The following is a 22,311-nucleotide window of genomic DNA, read 5'->3' as shown; positions in this document are numbered from 1 at the left end:
ATCGCTACTCTCTGAAGAATTCCGCCTTGGCGAACGGTTCGCTTTCCCCTTCGACATCGACTACGTCCAGTGCGGTCACCACGGCGTCGACACCGAGGAGCCCGGCCAGACTCGGCTCGGTTCGGCCGTCGTCGCTGGAGACCAGTTCTTTCACGTAGAGACCGCCCGCGCCGTGGATGCGGATGTCGGCGTGGCGCTCGTCTATCAGTTCGCCGCTCGCGGCGTAGACGTCCCGCGTCCGCGTGAGGTCGGCCCGCCGGTGAGCGACTCGCTGTGGCGTCTCCTGTTCGACGGTCGTCCCTTCGAGTTCGTCCAGCGCGGTCTGCAACGCGTCTTCCGTCACCGGCTCGGCAAACTCGACGTCCATCCGGTAGGTCTTCGAGGCGTCGAGTTCTTTCACCCGCTCGACCATCTCGTGGGTCGCCAACCGCAGCCCCTCGACTTCGACTTTCCCGTCGGCGAACTCGTTAATCTCGCGTTCGATCGCGTCGGTGTCGACGTTGCGGGTCCGGGGCGTGTCCACCTCGATGACGAACGGCCGCCCGGATTCGAGCATCAGCGCGTCGACGTCCTCGCGGCCCGCACCGTGGAACGTCGCCGCGGAGCCCTCCATCGCCTCCTCGACGACGGGCGCCGAGAGTTGCTCGACGCTCTCGTCGTAGCGATACCCGGTCCCGTCACAGCCGTCACAGGGCTGGCCCTGATAGAGACCGGTGCCGTTGCAGTCGTTACAGGGCCACTTCGTCTGAGGGATATCCCGCTGTAGCTTGCGATAGCGGCCGTAGACGAACGCGGAGTTGACCTGGACGTCCACCTCGTCGGTCGCCAAATCGAGCGTGAACTGCACGTCCGGCCGACCGAACTCGACTTCGGTGTCGGTCAGGCGGCCGATTCGCTTGCCCACTTCGCGGTTGAGGTCCGTCTTCAGCGCCTCGCCCAAATCCGGGTCCAACCCTACGTCTTCGCGCAGGAGCGCGTCGTTCTCCTCGAACAGCGGTGGCACTTTCGTCCCCACCTGGTAGGTCTCGAAGTCGTAGCCCCGAACGGCGGTGGCGGCCTGTTCGGCCCACCAGTCGACGCGGTCGGTCTCGCCTTCACAGACCCAGCAGTCCTCGCTCGCTTCGAAGGGTTCGTCCGCTTTGAGTGCGAGCGTCACGCGCAACGCGTGGCCCCGCTCGGCGTTGGTCAACCCGAAACTCCGCTCGGCGAACAGCCGGCCGAGACAGGCGTCACAGAGCGGGCCGGTGTCGAGTGCGGCCCGTGCGACCTCCAGTACGTTCATTGTTCTGAGCGACGCGACCGGCCCGTAACTGCGTTTCGACCTCTCTTCGGAGAGAGACACGACTGGAGCGAGCGCCTCACGGCACTCCTCAGTCGTCCCAGACCGCGTCGTTGAGCAGGTCGTACTCGGCTTCGAGCAACTCCCAGAAGTCGTCGACGTCTTCGAGAGAACTGCACTCGGCGAGTTGCGTTTTGAGCGTCTCAGCCTGTTCGGGGCTGAGAACACCCTGTACGACCGCCTTCTGGATGACATCCGCGAGCAGGGTCAGCTGGTACTCCAACCCCGTGACCATGTGTCGGGTTATCGTACACCTTCTAAAATACCTTACGGTGATCACAGAAGAGAAGGCGAGCTATCGTGCGTCTCGGCCGCCGTCGGCGGAGAACGGCTCGGCGCTTGATTGCCGAAACAGGTCGCCCGGCACGTCCGTCACCGACACCGACACGTCGCGCTGGGGAAACGGAATCTCGATGCCGTCGGTCTGGAACCGCTCGTAGACGGCGCGATTGAGGTTGTGAATCGCACGGGCGTTCTGTGCGGGATTGCCGACCCAACAGAGCAGTTCGAAGTTCAACGCGGACGCGCCGAACTCGCGGAACCGGACCCGGGGTTTGGGTCGGTCGAGGACCAGTCCCTCCTCCTCGGCGACGTGGAGTAGAATCTCCTCGACGGCGTCGGCGTCGGTGCCGTAGGCGACGCCGACGGGGACGCGGATACGCCGCTTTTGCTTAGGAGTGGATTCGTTGACGATGGCGGCGTTGCTGAGCTTCGAGTTTGGAACGGTGACGAGGATGTCGTCGCGAGTACGGATGACCGTCGAGCGCACGGAGATGTCTTCGACGCGACCGCGTTCGCCGGTTTCGAGGACGACGAAGTCGCCGACTTTGTAGGTGCCGTCGAGGTACAGCGACAGCGACCCGAAGAAGTTCGCCAGCGTATCGCGGGCCGCGAGGCCGACGATGATGCCGATCAGGCCCGCCGAGGCCAACAGCGGGCGCACGTCGACCTCCCAGAGGACGAGTAGGAGACAGACACCGAGACCGGCGACGAGCGCACTCCAGACGTTCTGGAGGATGGGGACCACCTGTCGGTCGATGTAGCGGTTGTCGGTCGCCGCCGCGGAGGCCTTCCGACCGATTCGCATCAGCGTTACCATCCAGACGAGGATGACCAGCGAGAGCGTGCCCGACTCCAGTGGGACGGCTACGCCCGGTGAGATGTCGTACACTCGCGTCCCCGCGTACGCGCCGGCGACGCCGACGGTGACGTACAGCGCCGAGTGGATACCCCGGAGGACGATGTTGTCGACTTCGCCGTCGATACGCTCTGTGAGTCGTCTGAGGAAGCGGTCGCCGACGACCTGCACGATTGCCGCCAGCACGAGTCCGCCCAGGACGAGCAGGGTAAAGCCCTGCCATATCGGGAGCGTGGCGAGCCACGCGGAGACACCACCCAGTTGCATACCACCTGTTGGCTGGCGGAGAATATATACTGCCCTCCTCGACCGTGACGCGCCGAGACGACCGAACCGCCTTTATTCTTGGCCGTTTCCTCGTGACTGTGCATCCGCTACTCGTCGCCATTTTACTCGGTCTCCTACAGGGGATTCTGGAGTGGATTCCTGTCTCAAGCGAAGGTGGGGTCGCCCTCGCTTCGACGGTGCTCGCAGGACTGGACCCCGACGACGCGACGCGACTGGCGCTGTTCTTGCACGCCGGGACTGCCGTCGCCGCGGTGGCGTACTATCGCGTCGAGGTGCGAGAGCTGTTGGCGTCCCTGCCGGCGCTCTCCCGGCGTCCGTTCGCCGACGAAACGGCGGACCTCTCCTTTCTCGTCGTAGCGACGCTGGCGACGGGGCTGACCGGCTTACCAGCGTATCTCGTCCTCGACGCCGCCGTCTCGGAACTCGGCGGCGGTCTGTTTCTCGCCTTCGTCGGCGCGCTACTGGTCGTGACGGGACTACTCCAGCGCTTCGCCGCGGCACTGTCGCTCGGCGAGCGCGAGAGCCCGAATCTCGTAGACGCCGTCGTCGTCGGCGGGTTACAGGGGCTTGCGATTCTGCCCGGCGTCTCGCGGTCGGGAACCACGGTCAGCGCGCTGTTGTTGCGCGGGCACGAGGGTGAGTCCTCCTTACGGCTCTCTTTCCTGCTCTCGATCCCGGCCGCGCTGGCCGCGAATGCCCTCGTTCTGGTCGATACCGGTCTGCCAGCGGTCGAGCCGACTGGCGCTGTCGTCGCGCTCGCGGTCAGCGCTATCGTGGGGTATCTCACGGTCGACGCACTCGTCCGACTCGTCCGCCGGGTGGCGTTCTGGTTGGTCTGTGTCCTCTTCGGCGGTCTCGGCGTCGCCGGTGGGCTACTGGTCGCGCTGTGAGGTCGGTGCTGGAAGTTATATACGACCGGGCGACAACTCTCGGGTGATTGCGGCCATGAATGGTGACGAACGGAAGGTGTTCGACGCGTCCGGGGACTTTCAGTACGTCGTCCGCGACGGCGAGCAGGTCACGGATCCGCAGTGGCGCTCCTGTCGAATCATCGTCACCAACAAGCGTCTCGTCCTGGCGACTAACGGCGGGAAACAGCCCATCCCGCACTCGAAACTCTCGCTGGCCAGCTCCGAAAGCGACGTTCCAGACGGAACGCCAGCCAACGCCACCGCATTCGAAGTCGGGAACAACGTTTTGCTGATAGACGCCTCCGGCGTCGAGGACTTCGCGTTCGAGTACTGCCGAGCCGCTTTACAGGGCGCGGTCATCCTCGCTCGGCACCCGGCCGTCGTCGGTGGCGTCATTCAAGACGACGCCGAGTGGGGGAAAGCGCGCTTCCGGCTGGCCGACGAGGAGGTTCGCCTGCAGTTCCCCGGTGGCGACTCGACTGTCTTCGAGATCGAGGACGTGGGGACCATCGAGACGAGTGAGAGCACGGTGATGGGCGAACAGCGCGCCGTCGTCGAAGTCGAACACACCGACGAACAGGGCCGGAGCGTCGAGACGCATTTTTCTGGGATGGGTCACCACACCGACGCCCTGCAGTCGCTGTTCTCGGCGGTGGTCGACCGCCGCGAAGACGATTACGAACTCACGGAGATGGAGAGTCAGGTTCTGATGGCGCTGTATTCTGGCGTTTCGCCGTTCGAGATGGCGGACTTCGTCGGCACCACGCCTAACGAGGTCGAGGAAATCTATCAGCGGCTCTTGGACGTCGGCGCGGTCGACAAGGTTCGGACCCGAACGGAGGTCAGCCTGAACGCCCAAGGGCGGAATATGGCGAGCGAAGCGATGAGTGGAGAATAGCGTGGTTCGGAACGAGCAACGCGAGTGAGAACCACGAGATGCGAACGGGGAGGAACGACCCGTGAGAAATAGCGAGACTCTGAGTGAAACGAAGAGTCTCGAAAAAGCGCAGCGGAGAGGGACCAGAGGTCCCTCAGGCAGTCGGGCGGCACCGCCGCCCGACGACGGCGGAGCCGCGAGCAGTAGCGTGGTTCGGAACGAGCGACGCGAGTGAGAACCACGAGATGCGAGCGGGGAGGAATGTGAGAAGTAGGGAGAGCCGTTCAGAGAGGCATTAGCGGTGTCTCTGGGAGTAGCGCAGTTCTACACGCATACGGCCTCACGGAAACGGTGGCCTGTGAGGAAGCGGGTCAAACTGCCCATTCAACAGGCTTGGCCACATAGGGGAACACGAGATGGGACACACTGTGCGTTCACTACCGTGTCAGGTAGTGGCATTGCGAAAGTGACGTCAGTAGCGTGGTCGGCCGAATCCACGAGGGGGCGCACCACATAGTTCTCTCGCCCGCCATGACTGACCTACCGTACAGTTTCGACAGCGACCGAGTAGTACAGGAACGGGAGGACAGCGGTTATCGTTTCGACTGCGAATTCTGTGCAACGACAGTTCAGAGTGCGACTGCCGATGGAATAAAACACCACGGCACGTCGCATCTCACCAGTCACAGAGCACAACTCGTAGACGCCTACGCTGATCGGACGAAGCGAATGCACTGTGAGAACGACTGCGGGAACGTCCTCGTGGTGGCCGATGACAGAACACCGGAGTTCGAGTGTGTCACCTGCGGATACGACAACTTCGAGGCCGTCGCCGGGCGCTATCTGTACTGGCGAATAGAGACGATGTAACGACAGCGAGGGACGCCTACTCGGACACGGTTCGAAGACGCTGTTTCGGCGATACTTCTTGATACGTCACTCGGTGACGACAGTGACGGGACCGTCGAAGTCGAGGACGACTCGCTGTGCCGCATCGCCGAAGAGCGCTTTCCCAGTTGGCGAGCGTTGTCGGCCCGGCAGGAAGACGTGGTCACAGTCGTACTCCTCGGCCGTCTGGAGGATTTCGTCGGCCTCGTCACCGACGGCACCGGTGGCTTCGTGCTCGATATCGAACTCGGCCAATACTTCGCGGCCGACGTCCTCGGCGAACTCCGTTGCTCCCTTTTCGGCCTCGCCGGGGGTGTACTTCGTCGACGCGTTCGGGATGGATTCCATCGCACCGCGGCGCGCGCTGTACGCTTCTTCGGTAGTAACGTGGAGCAGGACCGCTTCGGCGTCCACACCCTCGGCGAGCGTGCCCGCTTCGTGGACGAGGTCCTTCGCTATCTCGGTCGGTTCGACGACGGCGAGTGCTCGATCCATGGCTGGGTCGAACGAGTCCATGCTGATAAAGACAGGGAACGCAACACATACTATTCTAATTATAATGGGACATGATACGTGATTAAAACATCATATTATATTCGACATGAACGAATGTCCATCATAATACTCCCCAATTGGAAACTTTTTCATACGGTAACAATGATTGACTTCCTGCACACATGGCAGTCGAGTTCGCTCACAGCCCGTTGCTCACCTTCGCTATCGGGCTCGTCTTGGTCGTATTGCTACTGGTCGTCTGGGACCTCCCGGCGTTCGTCGGGTTGACGATCGCCGCGTTCTCTGTCGGCCTCGTCAACGCAGTGTTCGTCCAGGACTTCTCCTTCGGGGAGGCGGCAACGAGGACGGCGACGGCATTTGGGAACGGAATGGCCGGTATCGGCATTCCGATTCTGATGGCCGCGGTCATCGGTAAATCGATGCTAGAGAGCGGTTCCGCACAGCGAATCGTCCGCGGGTTCCAGTCGGCGGTCGGCAAGGAGAACTCCGACATCGCGCTGTGGGGCAGCAGTACCGTCTTGGCTATTCCGGTGTTCTTCGACAGCGTCTTCTACCTCCTCGCACCGCTCGCACGCTCGATGCGTGCACGCCGGGGCAAGAACTACGCGCTGTACCTCGTGGTCGTCGGTGCCGGTGCCGCGACGGCGCACGTGTTCGTCCCGCCAACGCCGGGTCCGTTGGCCGTCGCCAGCGAGCTCGACGTTAACCTCGGGTGGACGATTCTGGTCGGTATCGCTGTCGCGATTCCTGCGGCCGTGATGGGCGGTCTCGTCTACGGTCGCTTCATCAACCGAGTGGTCGAGATTCCGCTTCGGGACTCGATGGGGACGACGACCGAAGAACTCGAAGAGCGTGCGAATCAGAGCGCCGCGTCGCTCCCGGGCGTTCTCGAATCGTCGCTGCCGATCATCCTCGCGATCGTGCTGGTCGCCTCTTTCACCATCGTCGACACCTTCGAATCGATATATCCTACGTTGTCGGCAATCAAGCCTGCCGTCGCGTTCATCGGTGACAAGAACGTGGCGCTGACCATCGCAGCCATCGCCGCGGCGCTCACCTACCTCCGGTGGAGTGACCTCTCGCGCTCTATCTGGGAGGACGAACTCACCGAGGCGCTGAAAAGCGGCGGGAACATCGCTGCCATCACCGCGATGGGTGGCGCGTTCGGTGCGCTGCTCGCCGCGTCCGGAATCGGCTCCTACATCGCCGGCGCGTTCGAAGGAATCGGCATCCCGCTGATCATGACCGCGTGGCTCATCGCCGCCGTCATCCGCATCGCACAGGGGTCGGCGACGGCTGCGATGCTGACGACTGCGGGTATCATGGCCCCGCTGACCGGGCAACTCGACGTTCACTCGGCGTATCTGGTGATGGCCATCGGCGCGGGCGGAAACATCTTCTCGTGGTACAACGACTCCGGGTTCTGGCTGTTCAAGGAGATTGGCGGTCTCACGCAGGCGGAGACGCTGAAGACGTGGACCGTCCTCACGACCATCATCTCCGTGACCGGCCTTATCGCGGTGCTGGTCTACTCGTCGTTCTTCCCGCTGGTCTAGACCACACCGATTTTCGAACGAGTTCGGTACCTCGACATCCCGTTCAGCGCGCGTTCAGTATCCGGGAGAGTCGGAGTACCCCTCACGGGTTCGAGCGCCACGAAAGAACTTACTGTTGTTGCATACAACTGTATGCATATGTCGAAGAGCATTCGCCTCTCCGAAGACGCCTACGAGCGACTCGCGGCTCACAAACGCGAGGACGAGACGTTCTCGGAGGTCGTCCTCCGATTGGCGGGGGAACGGTCACTGCTGGAACTCGCCGGTATTCTGAGCGACGAAGAGGCCGACGAACTTCGAGATGCCGTCGCCGAGCGGCGAACGCGCCGCGGCGAAGAACTCGAAGATATCGCCGACCAGATGCGAGGCGCGTAGCGTGCTACTCGATACGTCGTTCTTCATCGACCTGATGAACGGCGACGAGGACGCGGTCGAAACGGCACGAGAGCTGGAAAACGAGCTCGTTCAACAGCGGCTCTCGGCGATGACGCTCTTCGAGCTATATCACGGTATCGCTCGTGTTACCGACTCCGAGTCGGAACGAGAGAAAGTCGAAACCGTCCTCGCATCGAAACCCGTCCATCCCGCCGACACCGCTGTGATGAGAAAAGCGGGCCGACTGTCCGGGGAATTACAGAACGCCGGAACGCCAGTTGGAGACGGCGACGTGGTCATTGGTGCGACCGCAGACGTCGTCGAAGAACCAGTCCTCACGCGAAACGTCGAGGATTTCGAACGGCTCGGTGTCGAAACCGAGACGTACTGACGCAGTTCCAAACTGTCCGCTCCGGTCGCCCGCTACGGCTCCTCAGCCCGCAGCGCCTCTAGCGACCAGAAGAAGCCGTAGTAGGCGACGATACCGCTGGCCATAGCCAGGTAGTACGCCCACTGCGGGGCCGGCGGCAACACCGCGAAGACGACCGAGACCAGCGTCACCCACGCCATCGCGAACACGAGATCGACGAACATCCCCGAGCGGTTCTCGCGGACGTGCTCGCCAACACGTTCCAACAGGCTCACGCGCGGCCTCCGTCGGTGGGAATCATGGTCCGGATTTGCCTACTCCTCCCGCCCTTCTACGCCCTGTTCGTCGACGACGAGGATGGGGAGGTGACTCGACCGCAGAACGCGTTCGGTGACGCTTCCCAGCAGGGCGCGTCGGACGCCCGAGCGGCCGTGGCTCCCCATCACGATGAGGTCGACGTCGTTGCCGTCGGCGTAGTTGCTGATTATCTCGTGAGGGGTGCCGACGCGGGTCTCCTCGACCGTCTGGATGCCGTGGACGGCCGCGGCGTCGGCGACGGCACCGGTCGCTTCGTTGGCGTCAGCTTCTACGTCCTCCATCCCGTCGAAGTGGCCCTGTTTGAGTCGGTCTATCTGTTCGCTGCCGAGGCTGTAGTTGACCCAGTCGGGGTCGACGACGTACAGCGCGTGGACAGTCGCGTCGTACTTCTCGGCGATGTCGACGGCGTGGCTAACTGCTACTTCCGCGACGGTGCTGCCGTCCGTGGGGACGAGTATCGTATCGTACATGGTTAGTCGTCCGAAGGTTGTGGTTCACCGCCGTCGGTCGCCGCGACCTCTTCGGCGGACTGCATCTTGGACATCGGCTCGGGACTGTGACACTGCCGGACCAGCCGCTTAGTCGCCATATCGGGTTCGTCGGTCGCGAGCGAGACGCCGATGGTGACCGCGAAGACGATGGGAACGGCGACCAGCGCGGAGCCGATGGCCGGGAGCCACTGGGCGAGGAACGCCGAGAGGACGCCATCGGAGCCGGCCGCACTGGCGAGGATGCCGTAACTCGGCAGCACCTCGTTTATCATCGGGATGGTCCAGATGATCAGCCCGGTCGTCATGCCGGCGAGCGCGCCGGGTCGGTTCGTGTTCTCCCACCAGAGACCGAGGAAGAACATCGGGAACAGCACGGCGCCGGCCAGCGAGAACGCGTAGGAGACCAGCGCGGCGATGGGTGCCGCGGGGTCGAGGGCCGCGAGCGTCGTGATGACGCCCAGCGCGACGATGCTCGCGCGGCCGACCAGCACCTGCTGGCGCTGGCTGGCGTCCTCGTTGATGATGTTCGCGTAGATGTCGTGGGAGATGGCCGACGATCCGGCGATGAACAGGCCGGCGGTCGTCGCGATGGCGGCGGCGATGCCGCCGGCGGCGACCAGTCCAACGAACCACTGTGGGAGGTTCGAGAGCTGGGCGGCCAGCACGACGATGACGTCACCGGCGGCGCTGGTCATGCCGGGGTCGCCGTACACGTCGCCGATGTTCTGTCCGTAGAGGTCGGTCCCGAAGGCGGCGAAAGCCGGAGCCGAGAGGTACAGCAAGCAGATGAAGAACAGCCCCCAGACGGTCGACCAGCGGGCGGTCCGCTCGCTCTCGACCGTGTAGAACCGAACGAGGACGTGTGGCAGTCCACAGGTCCCGACCACCAGCGAGAACGCCGTCGCGATCCAGAGGTAGTAGCTCGCGGAGACGAACGGCGCGCTGAACTCGCTGCTGAGCGTGCTGAAGAGGGCCCCGTACTCGATGTGGGGGAGCACCGTCGAGTAGCCGCCCGTGAAGCCGACGGCGTAGAGGCCGGCGAGGAAGGCGACGATGAGGATGACGTACTGGACGGCCATGTTCTTGGTCGCGCCCAACATCCCCGAGAGGGTGAGGTAGCCGACGGTGATAGCCATCATGAAAATGACCATCGACTGATACCCGGAAAAGCCGGGGATGCCGATGTCACCAAAGATGTACAGACCGACGAGTCCCATCCCGCGAGCCTGTCCGATGGCGTAGACGAAGCCGATGAGGAACGTCGTCACGGCCGCGATGGCGCGCGCGCTGTCAGAGTTGAACCGGTCGCCGACAAAGTCCGGCGCGGTGTACTTCCCGAAGCGGCGCATCTGGGCGGCGAGGAAGATGAGCAGGATGAAGTATCCCGTCGACCAGCCGACGACGAACGCCAGCCCGTAGAAGCCCGAGAGGGCGATGAGTGCCGCCATCCCGAGGTAGGATGCGGCCGACATCCAGTTGGCCCCGATAGCCATCCCGTTCTCGACGTTCCCAATAGAACGGCCCGCGACCCACATTCCCTCGGTGTCGGCGACGCGGAAGGCGAAACCGATACCGAGGAACAGCAGGAGCATCGAGAGAACGAGTATTGCCGGGAGCAGTTTGAACGAGACGTTCAGGCCCTCCGGGAGTAGCCCACTCTGGAGCAGATAGCCAATCATTTGCTGACACCCCCGTCAGTGGCGGTTCGTTCCTCGCCGGTCGTCCCCTCGGTGGTTTCACTGGCGTCGGTGTGGGTGATACCGTACTTCTCGTCTAACTTGTCGCGCCTGCGGGCGTACCAGAACGAGAGGATGAGCGCGCCGGCGGGTGCGCCGATGGCGACGAGGAAGTAGTGTAGCGGGAAGCCGATGACCGGTATCGGCGATGTCATGACGCTGGGGACGACGGCCGTCAGCGTCACCGGGACGAAGACGATAATCGCCCACGCGATGAACCCGGTCCAGATGAGTCGTAGGTGGTCGCGCATGAACGGCGTACTCGGGTTCAGCAGGTTCACCTCCTCGTCGAGGTAGTTCGTGTTTTGATGGGCCTGTGCTGCCTGTGCGGCGGTCCCGCCGTCGGTCGAGACCGACGGGCGGTCGCCAGAGTCGTGCGTGTTCTTATCTGTCATAGGTCCGTTCGTGGTGCGTCAGTGGCTGTGGTGTTCGAAAAACGGTACGTGGCTCAGTCGCCGCCGATCTTCGACTGGATGTCGGAGACCACGTCGGGGTTGCGCAGCGTACTGGTGTCACCCAGCTCCTCGCCGTTGGCGATGTCTTCGAGCAAGCGACGCATGATCTTGCCCGAGCGGGTCTTGGGCAGTTCCGGCGTGAAGATGACCGCCTCCGGGCGGGCGATTGGCCCGATAGCGTCCTCGACACCGGCGATGATGCGCTCTCGCAGGTCCTCGTTCTCCTCGTAGCCGTCCTCGGTGATGACGTAGGCGTAGACGGCTTCCCCCTTTATGTCGTGTTCGCCGCCGACGACGGCGGCTTCCGCGACCCCCTCGACGCCGACGATGGCGCTCTCGATCTCCATCGTCCCGAGACGGTGGCCCGAGACGTTGAGCACGTCGTCGACCCGACCGAGGACGGTGATGTAGCCGTCCTGGTCGATCTTCGCGCCATCTTCGGGGAAGTACACCCAGTCGGCCGGGTCGTCGCTATCGGTGTTGGAGTACTCCCGCCAGTACTCGTTGATGAAGCGCTCGTCATTGTTGTACAGCGTCCGCAGCATCCCGGGCCAGGGCTTGTTGACGACGAGATAGCCGGCTTCGCCGGCCTCGACGGGACTGCCGCTGACGTCGACGATATCGGCGCTGACGCCTGGAAGCGGCGGGCCAGCAGAGCCGGGCTTCATGTCGCCCACGCCCGGCAACGTCGTTAGCATCATCCCGCCGGTTTCGGTCTGCCACCAGGTGTCGACGACGGGACAGTCCTCGCCGCCGATGTGGGTGTAGTACCATTTCCAGGCCCGCGGGTTGATGGGTTCGCCGACGGTCCCCAGCAGGCGGAGGCTGGAGAGGTCGTGGTCGTCGGGGTACTGCTGACCCCACTTCATGAACGCTCGAATCGCGGTCGGCGCGGTGTACAGTTGGGTGGTCTCGTACTCCTCGATGATCTCCCAGAGGCGGTCTCTGTCCGGGTGGTCGGGGGTCCCCTCGTACATCATCGTCGTGGTGCCGAGCGCCAGCGGGCCGTAGATGATGTAGGAGTGGCCGGTGATCCAGCCGATGTCGGCCGAACAGAAGTAGGTGTCCTCGGGTTTGATGTCGAGGACGGCCTGTGAGGTCCACGCGGCGTAGGAGAGGTAGCCCCCAGTCGTGTGTTTCACCCCCTTCGGCTCGCCGGTCGTCCCCGAAGTGTACATCAGGAACAGCATGTCCTCGGCGTCCCGGGAGACCGGCTCTACCTCCGCGCCCTCCTGTTCGCTCTGGAGGTCCTCGAAGGCGACCTGATTGTCGGCGTAGTCGTGGTCGAAGCCGTCGCCGTCGCGCAGGCGCTCGGCCACCGCGACCGTCTCCACGTCGTGTTCGACGCCTTCCAGTCCCTCGTTGGCCTTCTCAAGGTGGTCGAGCGGGTCGCCGCGTCGGTAGTAGCCGTCACAGGTGACGAGGTACTCAGAGTCGGCGGCGTTCATCCGCGTCGCCAACGCGTCCGCCGAGAAGCCGGCGAACACCACTGAGTGGGGCGCGCCGATGCGGGCACAAGCCAGCATGGCGATGGGGAGCTGGGGGATCATCGGCATGTACATCGTGACCACGTCGTCCTCGCTGACGCCCTGTTCGTGGAGCGCGGCCGCGAACTCGTTGACCTCGCGGTGGAGGTCCTCGTACGTGTAGGTGATGTCGTCCTCGTCTACGGGTTCCCCGACCCACTCGATGGCCGCCTCGTCGCCCCGCTCGTCGAGGTGGCGATCGATACAGTTCGTCGAAGCGTTCAGCGACCCCCCGGTGAACCACTCGTAAAACGGTGGGTTCGAGTCGTCTAGCACCTGGTCGTAGGACTCCTCCCAGTCCAGCAGGTCCGCCGCCTGCTCCCAACACTCCGGCCAGTTCTCCTCGAACTCCTCGTAGATCCCCGAATCAGAGACGTTCGCCTGCTCGACGAACGACTCTGGGGGCTCGAAGACCTCCTGCTCTTCCAAGCGCGCCTCGAGTTGAACGTCATCATCTGACATGGTCTATCACTCACAATTAACGGGTCACTGATAAACGAGGGGTCTAACTATGGCAACTGTTGCCTGCCATCACCCGTTCAGCGGCGCAGGTGGTTCTTCGGTGGGCGCATCGGCGAAGAAGGCCGTCAGGAGCTTCTGCTGGGCCTTCCTGAGGTGGTTGTGGAACGTCGGCGAGGAAACGTCGAGCGAGTCGGCAAGCTCCTCGGCGGTGGTCCCCCGGGGCCACTCGAAGTAACCGCTGTGGTAGGCGGCCTGTAACACCGTCGCCTGCCGCTCGGAGAGGCGGTCGGAGAGCCGCTCGCGGAAGCCGGTCTCCGTCTCGACGGACCGCTCCGTCTCGTGTTTGGCCGTTAGCGACGTCCCCGGATAGGACTCGACGACGGCGTCGACCACCTCGCGGAGGTCGGTGTCGCCGGGCAGTTCGGCCTCGATGGTCGCCGTCCCGTGGTCGGCCGTGAGGTCGCGGAGACGGCCGCCGTTTTCCACCAGCGAGAGTGCGGGCGCTGCCGTCACGACCACTTCTACGAGCGCACCGTCGCCGTAGTCCTCGATGAGGCGGGCGTCGGCGATGTCGTCGTCGTCGGCGGCGCGAGAGAGGACCGGCCCGGCGGGCGCGCCCTCGACGACCAGATAGTACAGCAGAGAGCGCCCGCCGACCGGAACGACGCCCGAGAGTTCGAGCGTGCAGTCGAGCTCGGCCGAGAGGCTGACAGTAAACGCTGCGTGATCGGTGCACTCGAAGGTGAGTTCTGTGACCGTATCGGCGAGCAGGAGGCGCTTGCGCTCAATGGCCGCCAGCGCCGCGCCGACCTGTGCGCCGAGCGCCGCCAGCAGGTCCCGTTCAGCGTCGACGACATGGGCCGTCGTCCCGATTGCGAGGACGCCGGCCGCGGCGTCGTCCCGGACGATGGGGACGAGCGCCATCGGCCCGCGGGCGTCCTCGACCAGCCGCACTTCGTGGCTGTCCATCGCTGTCGCGGCCGCTTCCTCGTGGTCGCGTGCGCGGTCGGCGACGCTGTCCTCGGCGATACCGGAAGACGCTCTCGGCGTCAGGCCGTCGCCGGTGCGTTCTGCGACCCACGCGAAGCGAAATCCTTCGGTGCCGGCCAGTCGCTCGCAGACGGTCTGTTCGATCTCCTCGCCGGTCGCCGCGCCGGCCAGCGTCTCGCCTACGTCGGCGGCGACGCCAATGGTCCGGCGGAGGCGAGCTGGCGTCGGGACGTCTTCGGTGTCTTCGATGGCGCGGACGACCCGCTCGCGGTTCGGGTCCGGAAGCAGTGGTTCGAGTCGAGCGAGGCGGTCCCAGCCGCCGAGTTCGCAGACGACGTGCGGTGGAACGCCCTGTGAGAGCAGCGTCGCCGCGAAGCGCCAGCGCAGGTCACGTGAGGAGATGTTGGCCAGTCTGGGCGTGGTCTCGGCGGCCCGGTCTGCGACTTCGCCGACGACCATCTGGAGGCGTCGGGCCGACACCGACAGCAGCGCCTCGTCCCCGTCACGGCCGTTCGCACTGGCGAACTTCCGCAGGTCGTGTTCGACACCCCCCGGAAGGTACGCCTCCCGGGTGGGTTCGCCCGCCTCGTCGCGCACGGTTAGAAAGTAGTGTTCGTCGGCGCTCGCCACGTCCGCGAGACGGACTCGCGTCATCTCCGCTGGTCGCAGGCCCACCTCCGCACCGAGGCGCAAGACGAGGTCCTCGCGGTACGTCTCGGCGGCGCGACGCAGTTGTTCGTAGCCGCGCGCGCCGAGGACATCCGTCGAATCCGTCATTCTGTTTCGTATATTCGCTTTTACCCGAAATAAGTTTGTGGACTGTGATGAGATATTCCAGCTTTAAATGCCTTCGAGAGATATAGAAATGCCACCAGTGGTTCTACGTACTGTTTCGGAAATATCTAAACTGGCGAAACACCTCTATCGATCGGGTGTCGCGGACTGCAACTCACCGAGAATCTCGGGATTGCGAAGCGCACTCGTATCGCCCAGTTCCTCACCGTTGGCGACCGCGGTGAGGAGCCGTCGCATCACCTTTCCAGAGCGCGTCTTCGGGAGGTCAGGCGTGAAGATGACCGCTTCGGGCGTGGCGACGCTCCCGATCGCTGTTTCGACGGCCGCCTCGATGCGCGCTTCGAGGTCGGCCTCCGCGCAGTTACCCTCCGGCGAGACGTAGGCGTAGACGGCCGTCCCCGTGGTCGCGTGATTCGCCCCGACGACGGCGGTCTCGGCGACGCCTTCGACGCCCGCGATGGCGCTCTCCAGTTCCATCGTGCTGAAGCGCCGCCCGGCAACGTTGATCGCGTCGTCGACACGGCCTAGAAACGTGATGTAGCCGTCGCTGTCGACGGTCGCGCCGTCCTCGGGGTAGTAGCGCCACTCGTCGCCGTGAATCGACGCCGCGCCCCAGTCCTCGCCAGTTCGCAGCGCGCGGGGCATTCCCGGCCACGGCCGGGTGACGACGAGTTCGCCGGCCTCGCCGCGGTCGACTGTCTCGCCCGCGGGGTCGACCACCTCGGTCTGAATGCCCGGCAGCGGCTTGCCCGCCGCGCCGGGTTTCATCGCGTCGATGCCCGGGAGCGTGGCGACCAAAATCGCGCCCGTCTCGGTCTGCCACCACGTATCCACGACCGGCGCATCGCCGCCGCCGATGTGCTCGCGGTACCACTGCCACGCCCGTTCGTCGATGGGTTCGCCGACGGTCCCCAGCAGGCGGAGGCTGGAGAGGTCGTGCTGTGCGGGGTACTCCTTCCCCCACTTCATGAACGCGCGGATGGCCGTCGGCGCGGTGTAGAAGACATCGACGGCGTAGCGCTCGACGATGTCCCAGAGACGGTCTTTCTCGGGATGGTCCGGCGTGCCGTTGTAGAGGACGGTCGTCGTCCCGAGCGCGAGCGGGCCGTAGACGATGTACGAGTGGCCGGTGATCCAGCCGATATCGGCCGAACACCAGTAGGTGTCCGTCGGTTTCACGTCGAGAACCGATTCACTGGTCCACGCGACGTGTGCGAGGTAGCCGCCGGTCGTGTGGTCGACGGCCTTGGGTTCGCCCGTCGTTCCCGAGGTGTAGATGCGAAAGAGCGTATCACTGGCGTCCCGCGGGACCGGGTCGACCGTCTCGCCGTCGTGTGCGTCCCGAAGCGTCGCGTAGTCGTAGTAGTCCTTCCCGAGGTGGACGTCCCGACCCAGTCGGTCCAGCACGACGACGGAGACGTCCTGTTCGACGGCGATACGGGCGTTGTCGGCCTTGTTCTTCTGGGCGACGGCACTGCCCCGTCGGTAGTAGCCGTCGCAAGTGACGAGCAGTTCCGAGCCGGTGCGCTCCATCCGCTCGGCGAGCGCGCCCGATGAGAACCCCGCGAAGACGACGTTATGGACGACGCCCAGTCGCACGCAAGCGAGCATCACGACGGGGAGTTCCGGGACCATGGGGAGGTAGATGGTCACCACGTCGTCTTCCTCGACGCCCCGCTCGCGCAGGGCCGCCGCGACGGCGTTGACTTCGCGAGAGAGCTCTCGGTACGTGTAGGTCCGTGACTCGCCGTGGCCCTCCCAGATGAGCGCCAACTGGTTCTTGCGCTCGGGGAGGTGTCGGTCGATGCAGTTGTACGAGGCGTTCAACGTCCCGCCGGTAAACCACTCGAAGGGCGGGCCCTCCCCGCCGTCGAGCACGCTGTCGTACGTCTCCTCCCAGTCCAAGAGGTCGGCCGCTTGCGCCCAGCACGCCGGCCACTCCCGCTCGAAGGTGTCGTACACCGACGGGTCGGCTCGGTTGGCCTGCTCGGTGAACCACGCGGGTGGGTCGATAGCCGGACGGTCTTCGAGGGCAGTCTTGCGGCCCGACCCGTGGGACCCTGTCATTGAGTGGCACTTCGAGGGCGTCGTCAAAAGGATTGGCCCTAAGTGAGAGAAAAACCGGAACGGGACGCGGACAGGTAGCCCCACTAGAGATACGCCGTCAGAACCTCGACTACACGATCGACAAACCCGTCGGACACCCGTCCCTGCCACGCTACGAAGTCTTCGGTACGAGGCGAATGTACTGCCCACGGTGAGACAAACGATTTACGTGGGACACCACCCGTTTCCCAGACTTCGTCAGAGAGTTCGAGAGAGTCTTCGTAGCGTTTCGTCGAAATGGCGACGGCAACGCACTGTTCTCCAGTGAACGGGTGTGAGTCGTCACTGATGACGAGCCACGGACGCTGTTTCTCCTCGCCCAGTTTGAATGGGTCTGCACTCCGGACGACGTCCCCGCGCTCCGGTTGCATCTATTGGTCCGTCTCGGAGTCGCTTGGGTGTGTCTGATCTGGCGCGACGGCGTCCCACTCCTCGGGGTCGACACCGCCGTCCTCGGCGTCGAGTCGGCGCGTTATCGTATGGAGGTCGTACGCCTCGTTGACTCGCTCTAAGTCGTCTGTGATGGCCCAGTACTCTCCCTTGTGCCGGACAAGCCCGCGTTCTTTCAGCCGTGAAAGCGCTGTCCCGACCGTGTTCGGACTTTCGTCCAATGCCGCGGCAATCTCCGAGCGCGTGAACGCCTGTGCCTGATGCGTGTACAGGTAGGTAACGACCTGCTCCGGGACGCTAGGGCCGTCCGGTAGTTCCCCGGACTCGAAATTGTCGATACTCACCGGCATGTGTCGTACTACACGTATCACCGTAATGAATGTACTGCCGTAAGTAACGTATTTCAATATCTCTCTTTTCATGAGAGAACGGCTTCCGTCGCGTTCTCAACATCGACACTGGCGGCGGAAGCTATATTCGCGGCCCTCGGAAACGGACGGTAAGACCGGACACGGCATGAGCGACACAGAGAAGAAGATAGCCGACACGCAGGGCCAGTACCTCCAGGCCGTCTCGCAGGGCCAGCGGCTCACCGACGCCGAGTGGCGAAACTGTCGTATCGTCCTCACGACCGAACGCATCGTGCTTATCGGCGACAGCAAGCGCCAGATTGCCCTCGCAGAGATCGACCGCCTCGCCGACCGCTTCGACGTGAACCAGCAGAGCGCCGGGGTCTCCGAATACGCTGGCTTTCACGTCGACGACGACGTTATCCTCGTCTCGGCGTCGAACCACGCGGCCTTCGAGACGGACCTCTACCGGGCGGCCTTAGACGGCGCGGTCGTCCTCGCCCAGCACCCCGCGCTGAAAGGCGGCGTCGTCCAGGACGCCGAATGGACGAAGGGCCGACTGAAGGTGAGCGACGAGACGGTGCGTCTCGCGCTGGCCGATGGACAGGCCGTCGACGTCGATCGCGCTGACATCGGCGGCCTCTCCGTCGAGGAGAAACAGGTCTCGGGCGAGGAACGGACGGTCATTCAAGTCGAACACTCGGAGAACGATATCAGCGTCGAGACCCACCTCGCCGGCGAGGAGTTTCAGGCCACCGTCCTCCGGACGATGCTCGAAGACAGCGCCGAGCAGAACCGCGCCGACTTAGACCTCTCGGCGACGGAGAAACGGGTCATCATGGCGCTGCACTCGGGCGTCTCGCCCTTTGACATCCCCAACTTCGTCGGCATCGACGTCGAGAAGACCGAGGCCATCTTCGACCGGCTCGTCGAACTCGACGCCATCAGTGTCCTCCGCGAGCGGACCGAGGTGGCGCTGACGACGAAGGGCCGGCGTGTTGCTGGGGATAGAATGGGAGAGCAATAGCGTGGTTCGGAACGAGCGAAGCGAGTGAGAACCACGGAGTACGAACGAGGAGTGAAACGAACCGCAGAGCAGTAGAGAGACTCCGAGCAACGCGAGGAGTCTCCGATGGCGAACGAGATTCGAACTGGATACAGGTTCCACGGGCGCGCAGCTAGTCGCTGGCGTTGCCGTTTCCGAATCGCCGAATATCCGAATACCACTCCGACAATGGGGACTATTGACTTTTCTCGGTTGGTTTTCTGTAAGTAGGAACACCCTTACACTGTGTATTCGCTCGAATCGGTCGATGGGGCCCGAGCCGGGTGATTCGACCGGCGCGATTCTCGCCCTCGTCCGAGAGCGGTCCGTTCGTCTCGGTTCCCGTGGACTCTGTTAGCCCCGCCATATTCAAATCCCCGCTCACACTGATACGCGTATGGACATCGACACGGCCGTGGTCCTCGCCGCTGGTGAGGGGACCCGGCTCCGCCCGCTGACGCGAAACCGGCCGAAGCCGATGTTGCCGGCAGCGAACCGGCCTATTCTGGAACACGTCTTCGACGCCTTGGTCGACGCCGGCGTCGAGGAACTAATCGCCGTCGTCGGCTACAAGCGCGACCGGGTACAAGACCACTTCGGCCCGACGTATCGCGGCGTCCCGGTCACCTACGCCATCCAGCACAAGCAGCTCGGGAGCGGCCACGCACTGTTGCAGGCCCGCGACAGCGTCGACGGGCCGGCGCTGGTCTTGAACGGCGACCGACTCATCGACGCCGGGACGGTCGAAGCCGTCGCGGAGACGTTCTCACAATCGGGCAACGCCACGATGTCGGTAGTCGAACGACAGGACACCAGTCGCTACGGGGCTGTACAGGTCCGAGACGGCTACATCACCGACCTCGTCGAGAAACCCCGCGAGGGGGACTATCGGCTCATCAACGGCGGCGTCTACGCCTTCTCGCCGGACATCTTCGCGGCCATTCAGGACACGCCCCGGCAGGCGGGCGAGCTCGCGCTGACGGACACGCTGGCAACGCTCGTCGACGAAGAACGCGTCCGCGGCGTCGAGGTGGATGGAATGTGGGTCGACGCCACCTACCCGTGGGACCTGCTGATCGTCGCCCGCGAGGTACTGGCGCGAGGGCGGGTCGTCGAGAGTGCGCGACGCGAACAGGTCTGGATCGCCGATTCCGCACGGGTCCACAACGAGGCCGTTTTGCAGGGCCCGGTCGTCGTCGGCCCGGACTGTGAGGTCGGGCCGGACGCGGTGATCGGTCCCGACACCGCGCTCGGTCGCACCGTCACCGTCGGCGCGAACAGCGTCGTCCAGAACAGCATTCTCGATGCCGACACGCGGGTCGACCCCGGGTCGACGCTACTGGACACCGTCACCGGACAGGACGTCCATCTCGGGGCGACCACAGTCGTTCCGGGCGGCCCGGCCGACGTTCAGGTCGGGACACGGATCTTCGAGGACCAGCGACTCGGTGCGGTCATCGCCGACCGGACCCGCGCCCGCGGCGACGTGAGTTTCACGCCGGGGTCGCTGGTCGGGCCGAACGTCACGCTCGACGCTGGCGTGACAGTGCGGGGTAACGTCCGCGAAGACTCGGAGGTGACCCGCTGATGTGCGGGATCATCGGCTGTGTCGGTCGCGGCGACGAGACACTCGATACGCTCGTCCATGGCCTCTCGAAACTGGAGTACCGCGGCTACGACTCGGCTGGTGTGGCGATGGCCGACGACAACATCGACATCTGCAAGGCGTCCGGTGAGATTTCGGACCTGAAAGCCGCGCTCGAATCCGCGCGGCTCTCTGGAACTGTCGGCATCGGTCACACCCGCTGGAGCACGCACGGCCCGCCGACCGACGCGAACGCCCACCCGCATCAGGACTGCCACGGCGACGTCGCCGTCGTCCACAACGGTATCATCGAGAACTACCAGACCCTGCGAGACGAACTCGTCGCGGCCGGCCACACGTTCACCTCCGATACGGATACGGAGGTCATCCCGCATCTGATCGAGGACGAACTCGACGTCGGTACCGACCCCGAGGATGCAGTTCGCGCGGCACTCGCCCGATTAGAGGGCAGTTACGCCGTCGCCGCCCTCGTCGCCGGCACCGAGTCGGTGTTCGCCGCGCGCAACGACTCGCCGCTCGTGTTGGGCCTGACCGAAGACGCGACCTTCCTCGCCAGCGACGTTCCCGCGTTCCGCGATTTCACCGATCAGGTGGTTTATCTCGCCGACGGCGAGTTCGCCCGACTCGACACCGCAGGCTGGACCGTCACCGACCTCGAGGGCACTCTCGTCGAGAAAGACGTGGATACGGTGCAGTGGGACCCCGAGGAGACCGGCAAGAGCGGCTACGACCACTTCATGCTCAAGGAGATCCACGAGCAACCACGGGCACTCCGACAGTGTCTCCGCGGCCGCGTCGACGAGATGGCCGGCACCGTCGACATCGAAGACCTCGCGGACCTCTCGCCCAGCGGCGTTCAGTTCGTCGCCTGTGGGACCTCCTATCACGCCGCGCTCTACGGCGCGCAACTGTTCCGCGACGCCGGCATCCCGGCCCAGGCGTTCCTCGCCAGCGAGTACGCTACCGCCGTCCCACCCATCGGCGAGGCCCTCGTCGTCGGCGTCACCCAGAGCGGCGAGACGGCCGATACGCTGTCAGCGCTGCGGGCCGCTCGCAAGCGCGGCGCGCGAACGATGGCCGTCACGAACGTCGTCGGGTCGACGGCCGCCCGCGAGTGTGACCACGCCTTCTACATCCGCGCTGGCCCGGAGATCGGTGTGGCCGCCACCAAAACGTTCTCCTCGCAGTTGACGGCGCTGAACCTGCTGGCGCTGGGGATGACCAACACCGGCGCGGCCCGCGAGGTCATCACTGCGCTCCGTGAGCTGCCCGGTAACGTCCAGCGCATCTTGGACGAGTCCAACGCTCAGGCGGTCGCCGAGACGTACGAGAACTCGGACGCCTACTTCTTCATCGGCCGCGGCTATCAGTTCCCCGTCGCCTTAGAGGGCGCGCTGAAGATGAAAGAGATCACGTACAAACACGCCGAGGGCTTCGCCTCCGGCGAGTTGAAACACGGCCCGCTGGCGCTCGTGACCCAGAATACGCCCGTGTTTGCGGTGGTTACGGGCGGTGGGGAGCAAGCTCGGAAGACCGTCGGCAACGTCAAGGAAGTTGAGGCACGGGACGCCCCGGTCGTAGCGATTACCGACGGGCAATCGGACGTGGCTCGGTACGCGGACCACGTGCTGGAACTGCCGGAGACGCATCCACGGGCCGCCGCCGTGTTGGCGAATACGCATCTGCAGCTGGTGTCCTATCATGTGGCCTCGCTGCTGGGACGGAACATCGACAAACCGCGGAACTTGGCGAAGAGCGTGACGGTGGAATGACGTGAAGGCCG

The 22,311-nt window shown here is 64.4% G+C and carries 22 protein-coding genes; 9 read left to right on the top strand and 13 right to left on the bottom strand.

The window, feature by feature from the left end; genetic code table 11:
• Positions 1 to 4 precede the first annotated feature (4 nt).
• The 3 genes from E4S61_RS10125 to E4S61_RS10115 form a co-directional block, all read right to left on the bottom strand.
• Positions 5 to 1,282, bottom strand: a complete 1,278-nt coding sequence (locus E4S61_RS10125) for a tRNA pseudouridine(54/55) synthase Pus10 (protein WP_135303811.1) — start codon at positions 1,280 to 1,282, stop codon at positions 5 to 7.
• Between the two features lie 88 nt (positions 1,283 to 1,370).
• Entirely contained in the window at positions 1,371 to 1,574 is a 204-nt protein-coding gene (locus tag E4S61_RS10120; RefSeq protein ID WP_135303810.1) for a hypothetical protein, read from the bottom strand.
• Between the two features lie 60 nt (positions 1,575 to 1,634).
• On the bottom strand, positions 1,635 to 2,744 hold the full coding sequence (locus E4S61_RS10115; RefSeq protein WP_135303809.1) for a mechanosensitive ion channel family protein: 1,110 nt from the start codon (positions 2,742 to 2,744) through the stop codon (positions 1,635 to 1,637).
• 98 nt (positions 2,745 to 2,842) lie between these two features.
• Here E4S61_RS10115 and E4S61_RS10110 point away from each other — a divergent pair, with 98 nt between their 5' ends.
• The 3 genes from E4S61_RS10110 to E4S61_RS25370 all read left to right on the top strand — a co-directional run bounded on the left by E4S61_RS10110 (position 2,843) and on the right by E4S61_RS25370 (position 5,423).
• Positions 2,843 to 3,655, top strand: coding sequence for an undecaprenyl-diphosphate phosphatase (locus E4S61_RS10110; protein ID WP_135303808.1), 813 nt, complete (start codon positions 2,843 to 2,845; stop codon positions 3,653 to 3,655).
• Positions 3,656 to 3,710: 55 nt separating this feature from the next.
• Entirely contained in the window at positions 3,711 to 4,574 is an 864-nt protein-coding gene (locus tag E4S61_RS10105; protein WP_135303807.1) for a CheF family chemotaxis protein, read from the top strand.
• A 708-nt stretch (positions 4,575 to 5,282) separates the two neighbouring features.
• Entirely contained in the window at positions 5,283 to 5,423 is a 141-nt protein-coding gene (locus E4S61_RS25370) for a hypothetical protein (RefSeq protein ID WP_167768468.1), read from the top strand.
• A 66-nt stretch (positions 5,424 to 5,489) separates the two neighbouring features.
• On the opposite strand, the gene E4S61_RS10100 is transcribed toward E4S61_RS25370, so the two are convergent.
• A complete protein-coding gene (locus E4S61_RS10100; RefSeq protein WP_135303806.1) occupies positions 5,490 to 5,936 on the bottom strand; it encodes a universal stress protein in 447 nt (148 codons plus the stop codon).
• Positions 5,937 to 6,118: 182 nt separating this feature from the next.
• On the opposite strand from E4S61_RS10100, the gene E4S61_RS10095 reads away from it, so the two are divergent.
• From E4S61_RS10095 to E4S61_RS10085, 3 genes are all read left to right on the top strand, one after another.
• Complete coding sequence (locus E4S61_RS10095; protein WP_135303805.1) at positions 6,119 to 7,513, top strand: GntP family permease; 1,395 nt, start codon at positions 6,119 to 6,121, stop codon at positions 7,511 to 7,513.
• Between the two features lie 138 nt (positions 7,514 to 7,651).
• The gene (locus tag E4S61_RS10090) at positions 7,652 to 7,888 is read left to right on the top strand and encodes an antitoxin VapB family protein (RefSeq protein WP_135303804.1); all 237 of its coding nucleotides are present in this window, start codon (positions 7,652 to 7,654) and stop codon (positions 7,886 to 7,888) included.
• A gap of 1 nt (position 7,889) precedes the next feature.
• Positions 7,890 to 8,279: a type II toxin-antitoxin system VapC family toxin gene (locus tag E4S61_RS10085; RefSeq protein WP_135303803.1), complete on the top strand. Its 390-nt coding sequence runs from the start codon at positions 7,890 to 7,892 to the stop codon at positions 8,277 to 8,279.
• A gap of 32 nt (positions 8,280 to 8,311) precedes the next feature.
• Here the strand turns inward: E4S61_RS10085 and E4S61_RS10080 are convergent, their stop codons facing one another.
• From E4S61_RS10080 to E4S61_RS10040, 9 genes are all read right to left on the bottom strand, one after another.
• A complete protein-coding gene (locus E4S61_RS10080; protein ID WP_135303802.1) occupies positions 8,312 to 8,533 on the bottom strand; it encodes a hypothetical protein in 222 nt (73 codons plus the stop codon).
• Between the two features lie 39 nt (positions 8,534 to 8,572).
• On the bottom strand, positions 8,573 to 9,046 hold the full coding sequence (locus E4S61_RS10075; protein ID WP_135303801.1) for a universal stress protein: 474 nt from the start codon (positions 9,044 to 9,046) through the stop codon (positions 8,573 to 8,575).
• Positions 9,047 to 9,048: 2 nt separating this feature from the next.
• The gene (locus tag E4S61_RS10070; RefSeq protein ID WP_135303800.1) at positions 9,049 to 10,746 is read right to left on the bottom strand and encodes a sodium:solute symporter family transporter; all 1,698 of its coding nucleotides are present in this window, start codon (positions 10,744 to 10,746) and stop codon (positions 9,049 to 9,051) included.
• Positions 10,743 to 11,198, bottom strand: coding sequence for a DUF4212 domain-containing protein (locus tag E4S61_RS10065; RefSeq protein ID WP_135303799.1), 456 nt, complete (start codon positions 11,196 to 11,198; stop codon positions 10,743 to 10,745). The genes E4S61_RS10070 and E4S61_RS10065 overlap by 4 nt, the downstream gene beginning before the upstream one ends.
• A 53-nt stretch (positions 11,199 to 11,251) precedes the next feature.
• Positions 11,252 to 13,246 (bottom strand): acetate--CoA ligase, encoded by a 1,995-nt coding sequence (acs, locus tag E4S61_RS10060; protein WP_135303798.1) that lies wholly within the window; start codon positions 13,244 to 13,246, stop codon positions 11,252 to 11,254.
• A 69-nt stretch (positions 13,247 to 13,315) separates the two neighbouring features.
• Positions 13,316 to 15,013: a bacterio-opsin activator domain-containing protein gene (locus E4S61_RS10055; RefSeq protein WP_135303797.1), complete on the bottom strand. Its 1,698-nt coding sequence runs from the start codon at positions 15,011 to 15,013 to the stop codon at positions 13,316 to 13,318.
• 144 nt (positions 15,014 to 15,157) lie between these two features.
• Complete coding sequence (gene acs / locus E4S61_RS10050; RefSeq protein WP_135303796.1) at positions 15,158 to 17,098, bottom strand: acetate--CoA ligase; 1,941 nt, start codon at positions 17,096 to 17,098, stop codon at positions 15,158 to 15,160.
• 83 nt (positions 17,099 to 17,181) lie between these two features.
• Positions 17,182 to 17,508, bottom strand: coding sequence for a type II toxin-antitoxin system PemK/MazF family toxin (locus tag E4S61_RS10045; RefSeq protein ID WP_135303795.1), 327 nt, complete (start codon positions 17,506 to 17,508; stop codon positions 17,182 to 17,184).
• Positions 17,509 to 17,877 (bottom strand): helix-turn-helix domain-containing protein, encoded by a 369-nt coding sequence (locus E4S61_RS10040; protein ID WP_135303794.1) that lies wholly within the window; start codon positions 17,875 to 17,877, stop codon positions 17,509 to 17,511. It abuts the gene before it with no gap.
• Between the two features lie 166 nt (positions 17,878 to 18,043).
• Here E4S61_RS10040 and E4S61_RS10035 point away from each other — a divergent pair, with 166 nt between their 5' ends.
• The 3 genes from E4S61_RS10035 (at position 18,044) to glmS (ending at position 22,300) form a co-directional block, all read left to right on the top strand.
• The gene (locus E4S61_RS10035) at positions 18,044 to 18,904 is read left to right on the top strand and encodes a CheF family chemotaxis protein (protein WP_135303793.1); all 861 of its coding nucleotides are present in this window, start codon (positions 18,044 to 18,046) and stop codon (positions 18,902 to 18,904) included.
• 415 nt (positions 18,905 to 19,319) lie between these two features.
• Positions 19,320 to 20,510 carry a bifunctional sugar-1-phosphate nucleotidylyltransferase/acetyltransferase gene (glmU, locus tag E4S61_RS10030; protein ID WP_135303792.1) on the top strand — a complete coding sequence of 397 codons (1,191 nt, stop codon included), beginning with the start codon at positions 19,320 to 19,322 and terminating at the stop codon, positions 20,508 to 20,510.
• Positions 20,510 to 22,300, top strand: a complete 1,791-nt coding sequence (gene glmS / locus E4S61_RS10025; protein ID WP_135303791.1) for a glutamine--fructose-6-phosphate transaminase (isomerizing) — start codon at positions 20,510 to 20,512, stop codon at positions 22,298 to 22,300. The genes glmU and glmS overlap by 1 nt, the downstream gene beginning before the upstream one ends.
• Positions 22,301 to 22,311 lie beyond the last annotated feature (11 nt).

It is taken from the genome of Haloarcula amylovorans, assembly GCF_004681185.1.
GTDB lineage: Archaea > Halobacteriota > Halobacteria > Halobacteriales > Haloarculaceae > Haloarcula > Haloarcula amylovorans.
The sequence above is the reverse complement of the archived record's forward strand: the minus strand, read 5'-3'. Positions and strand labels throughout refer to the sequence as shown.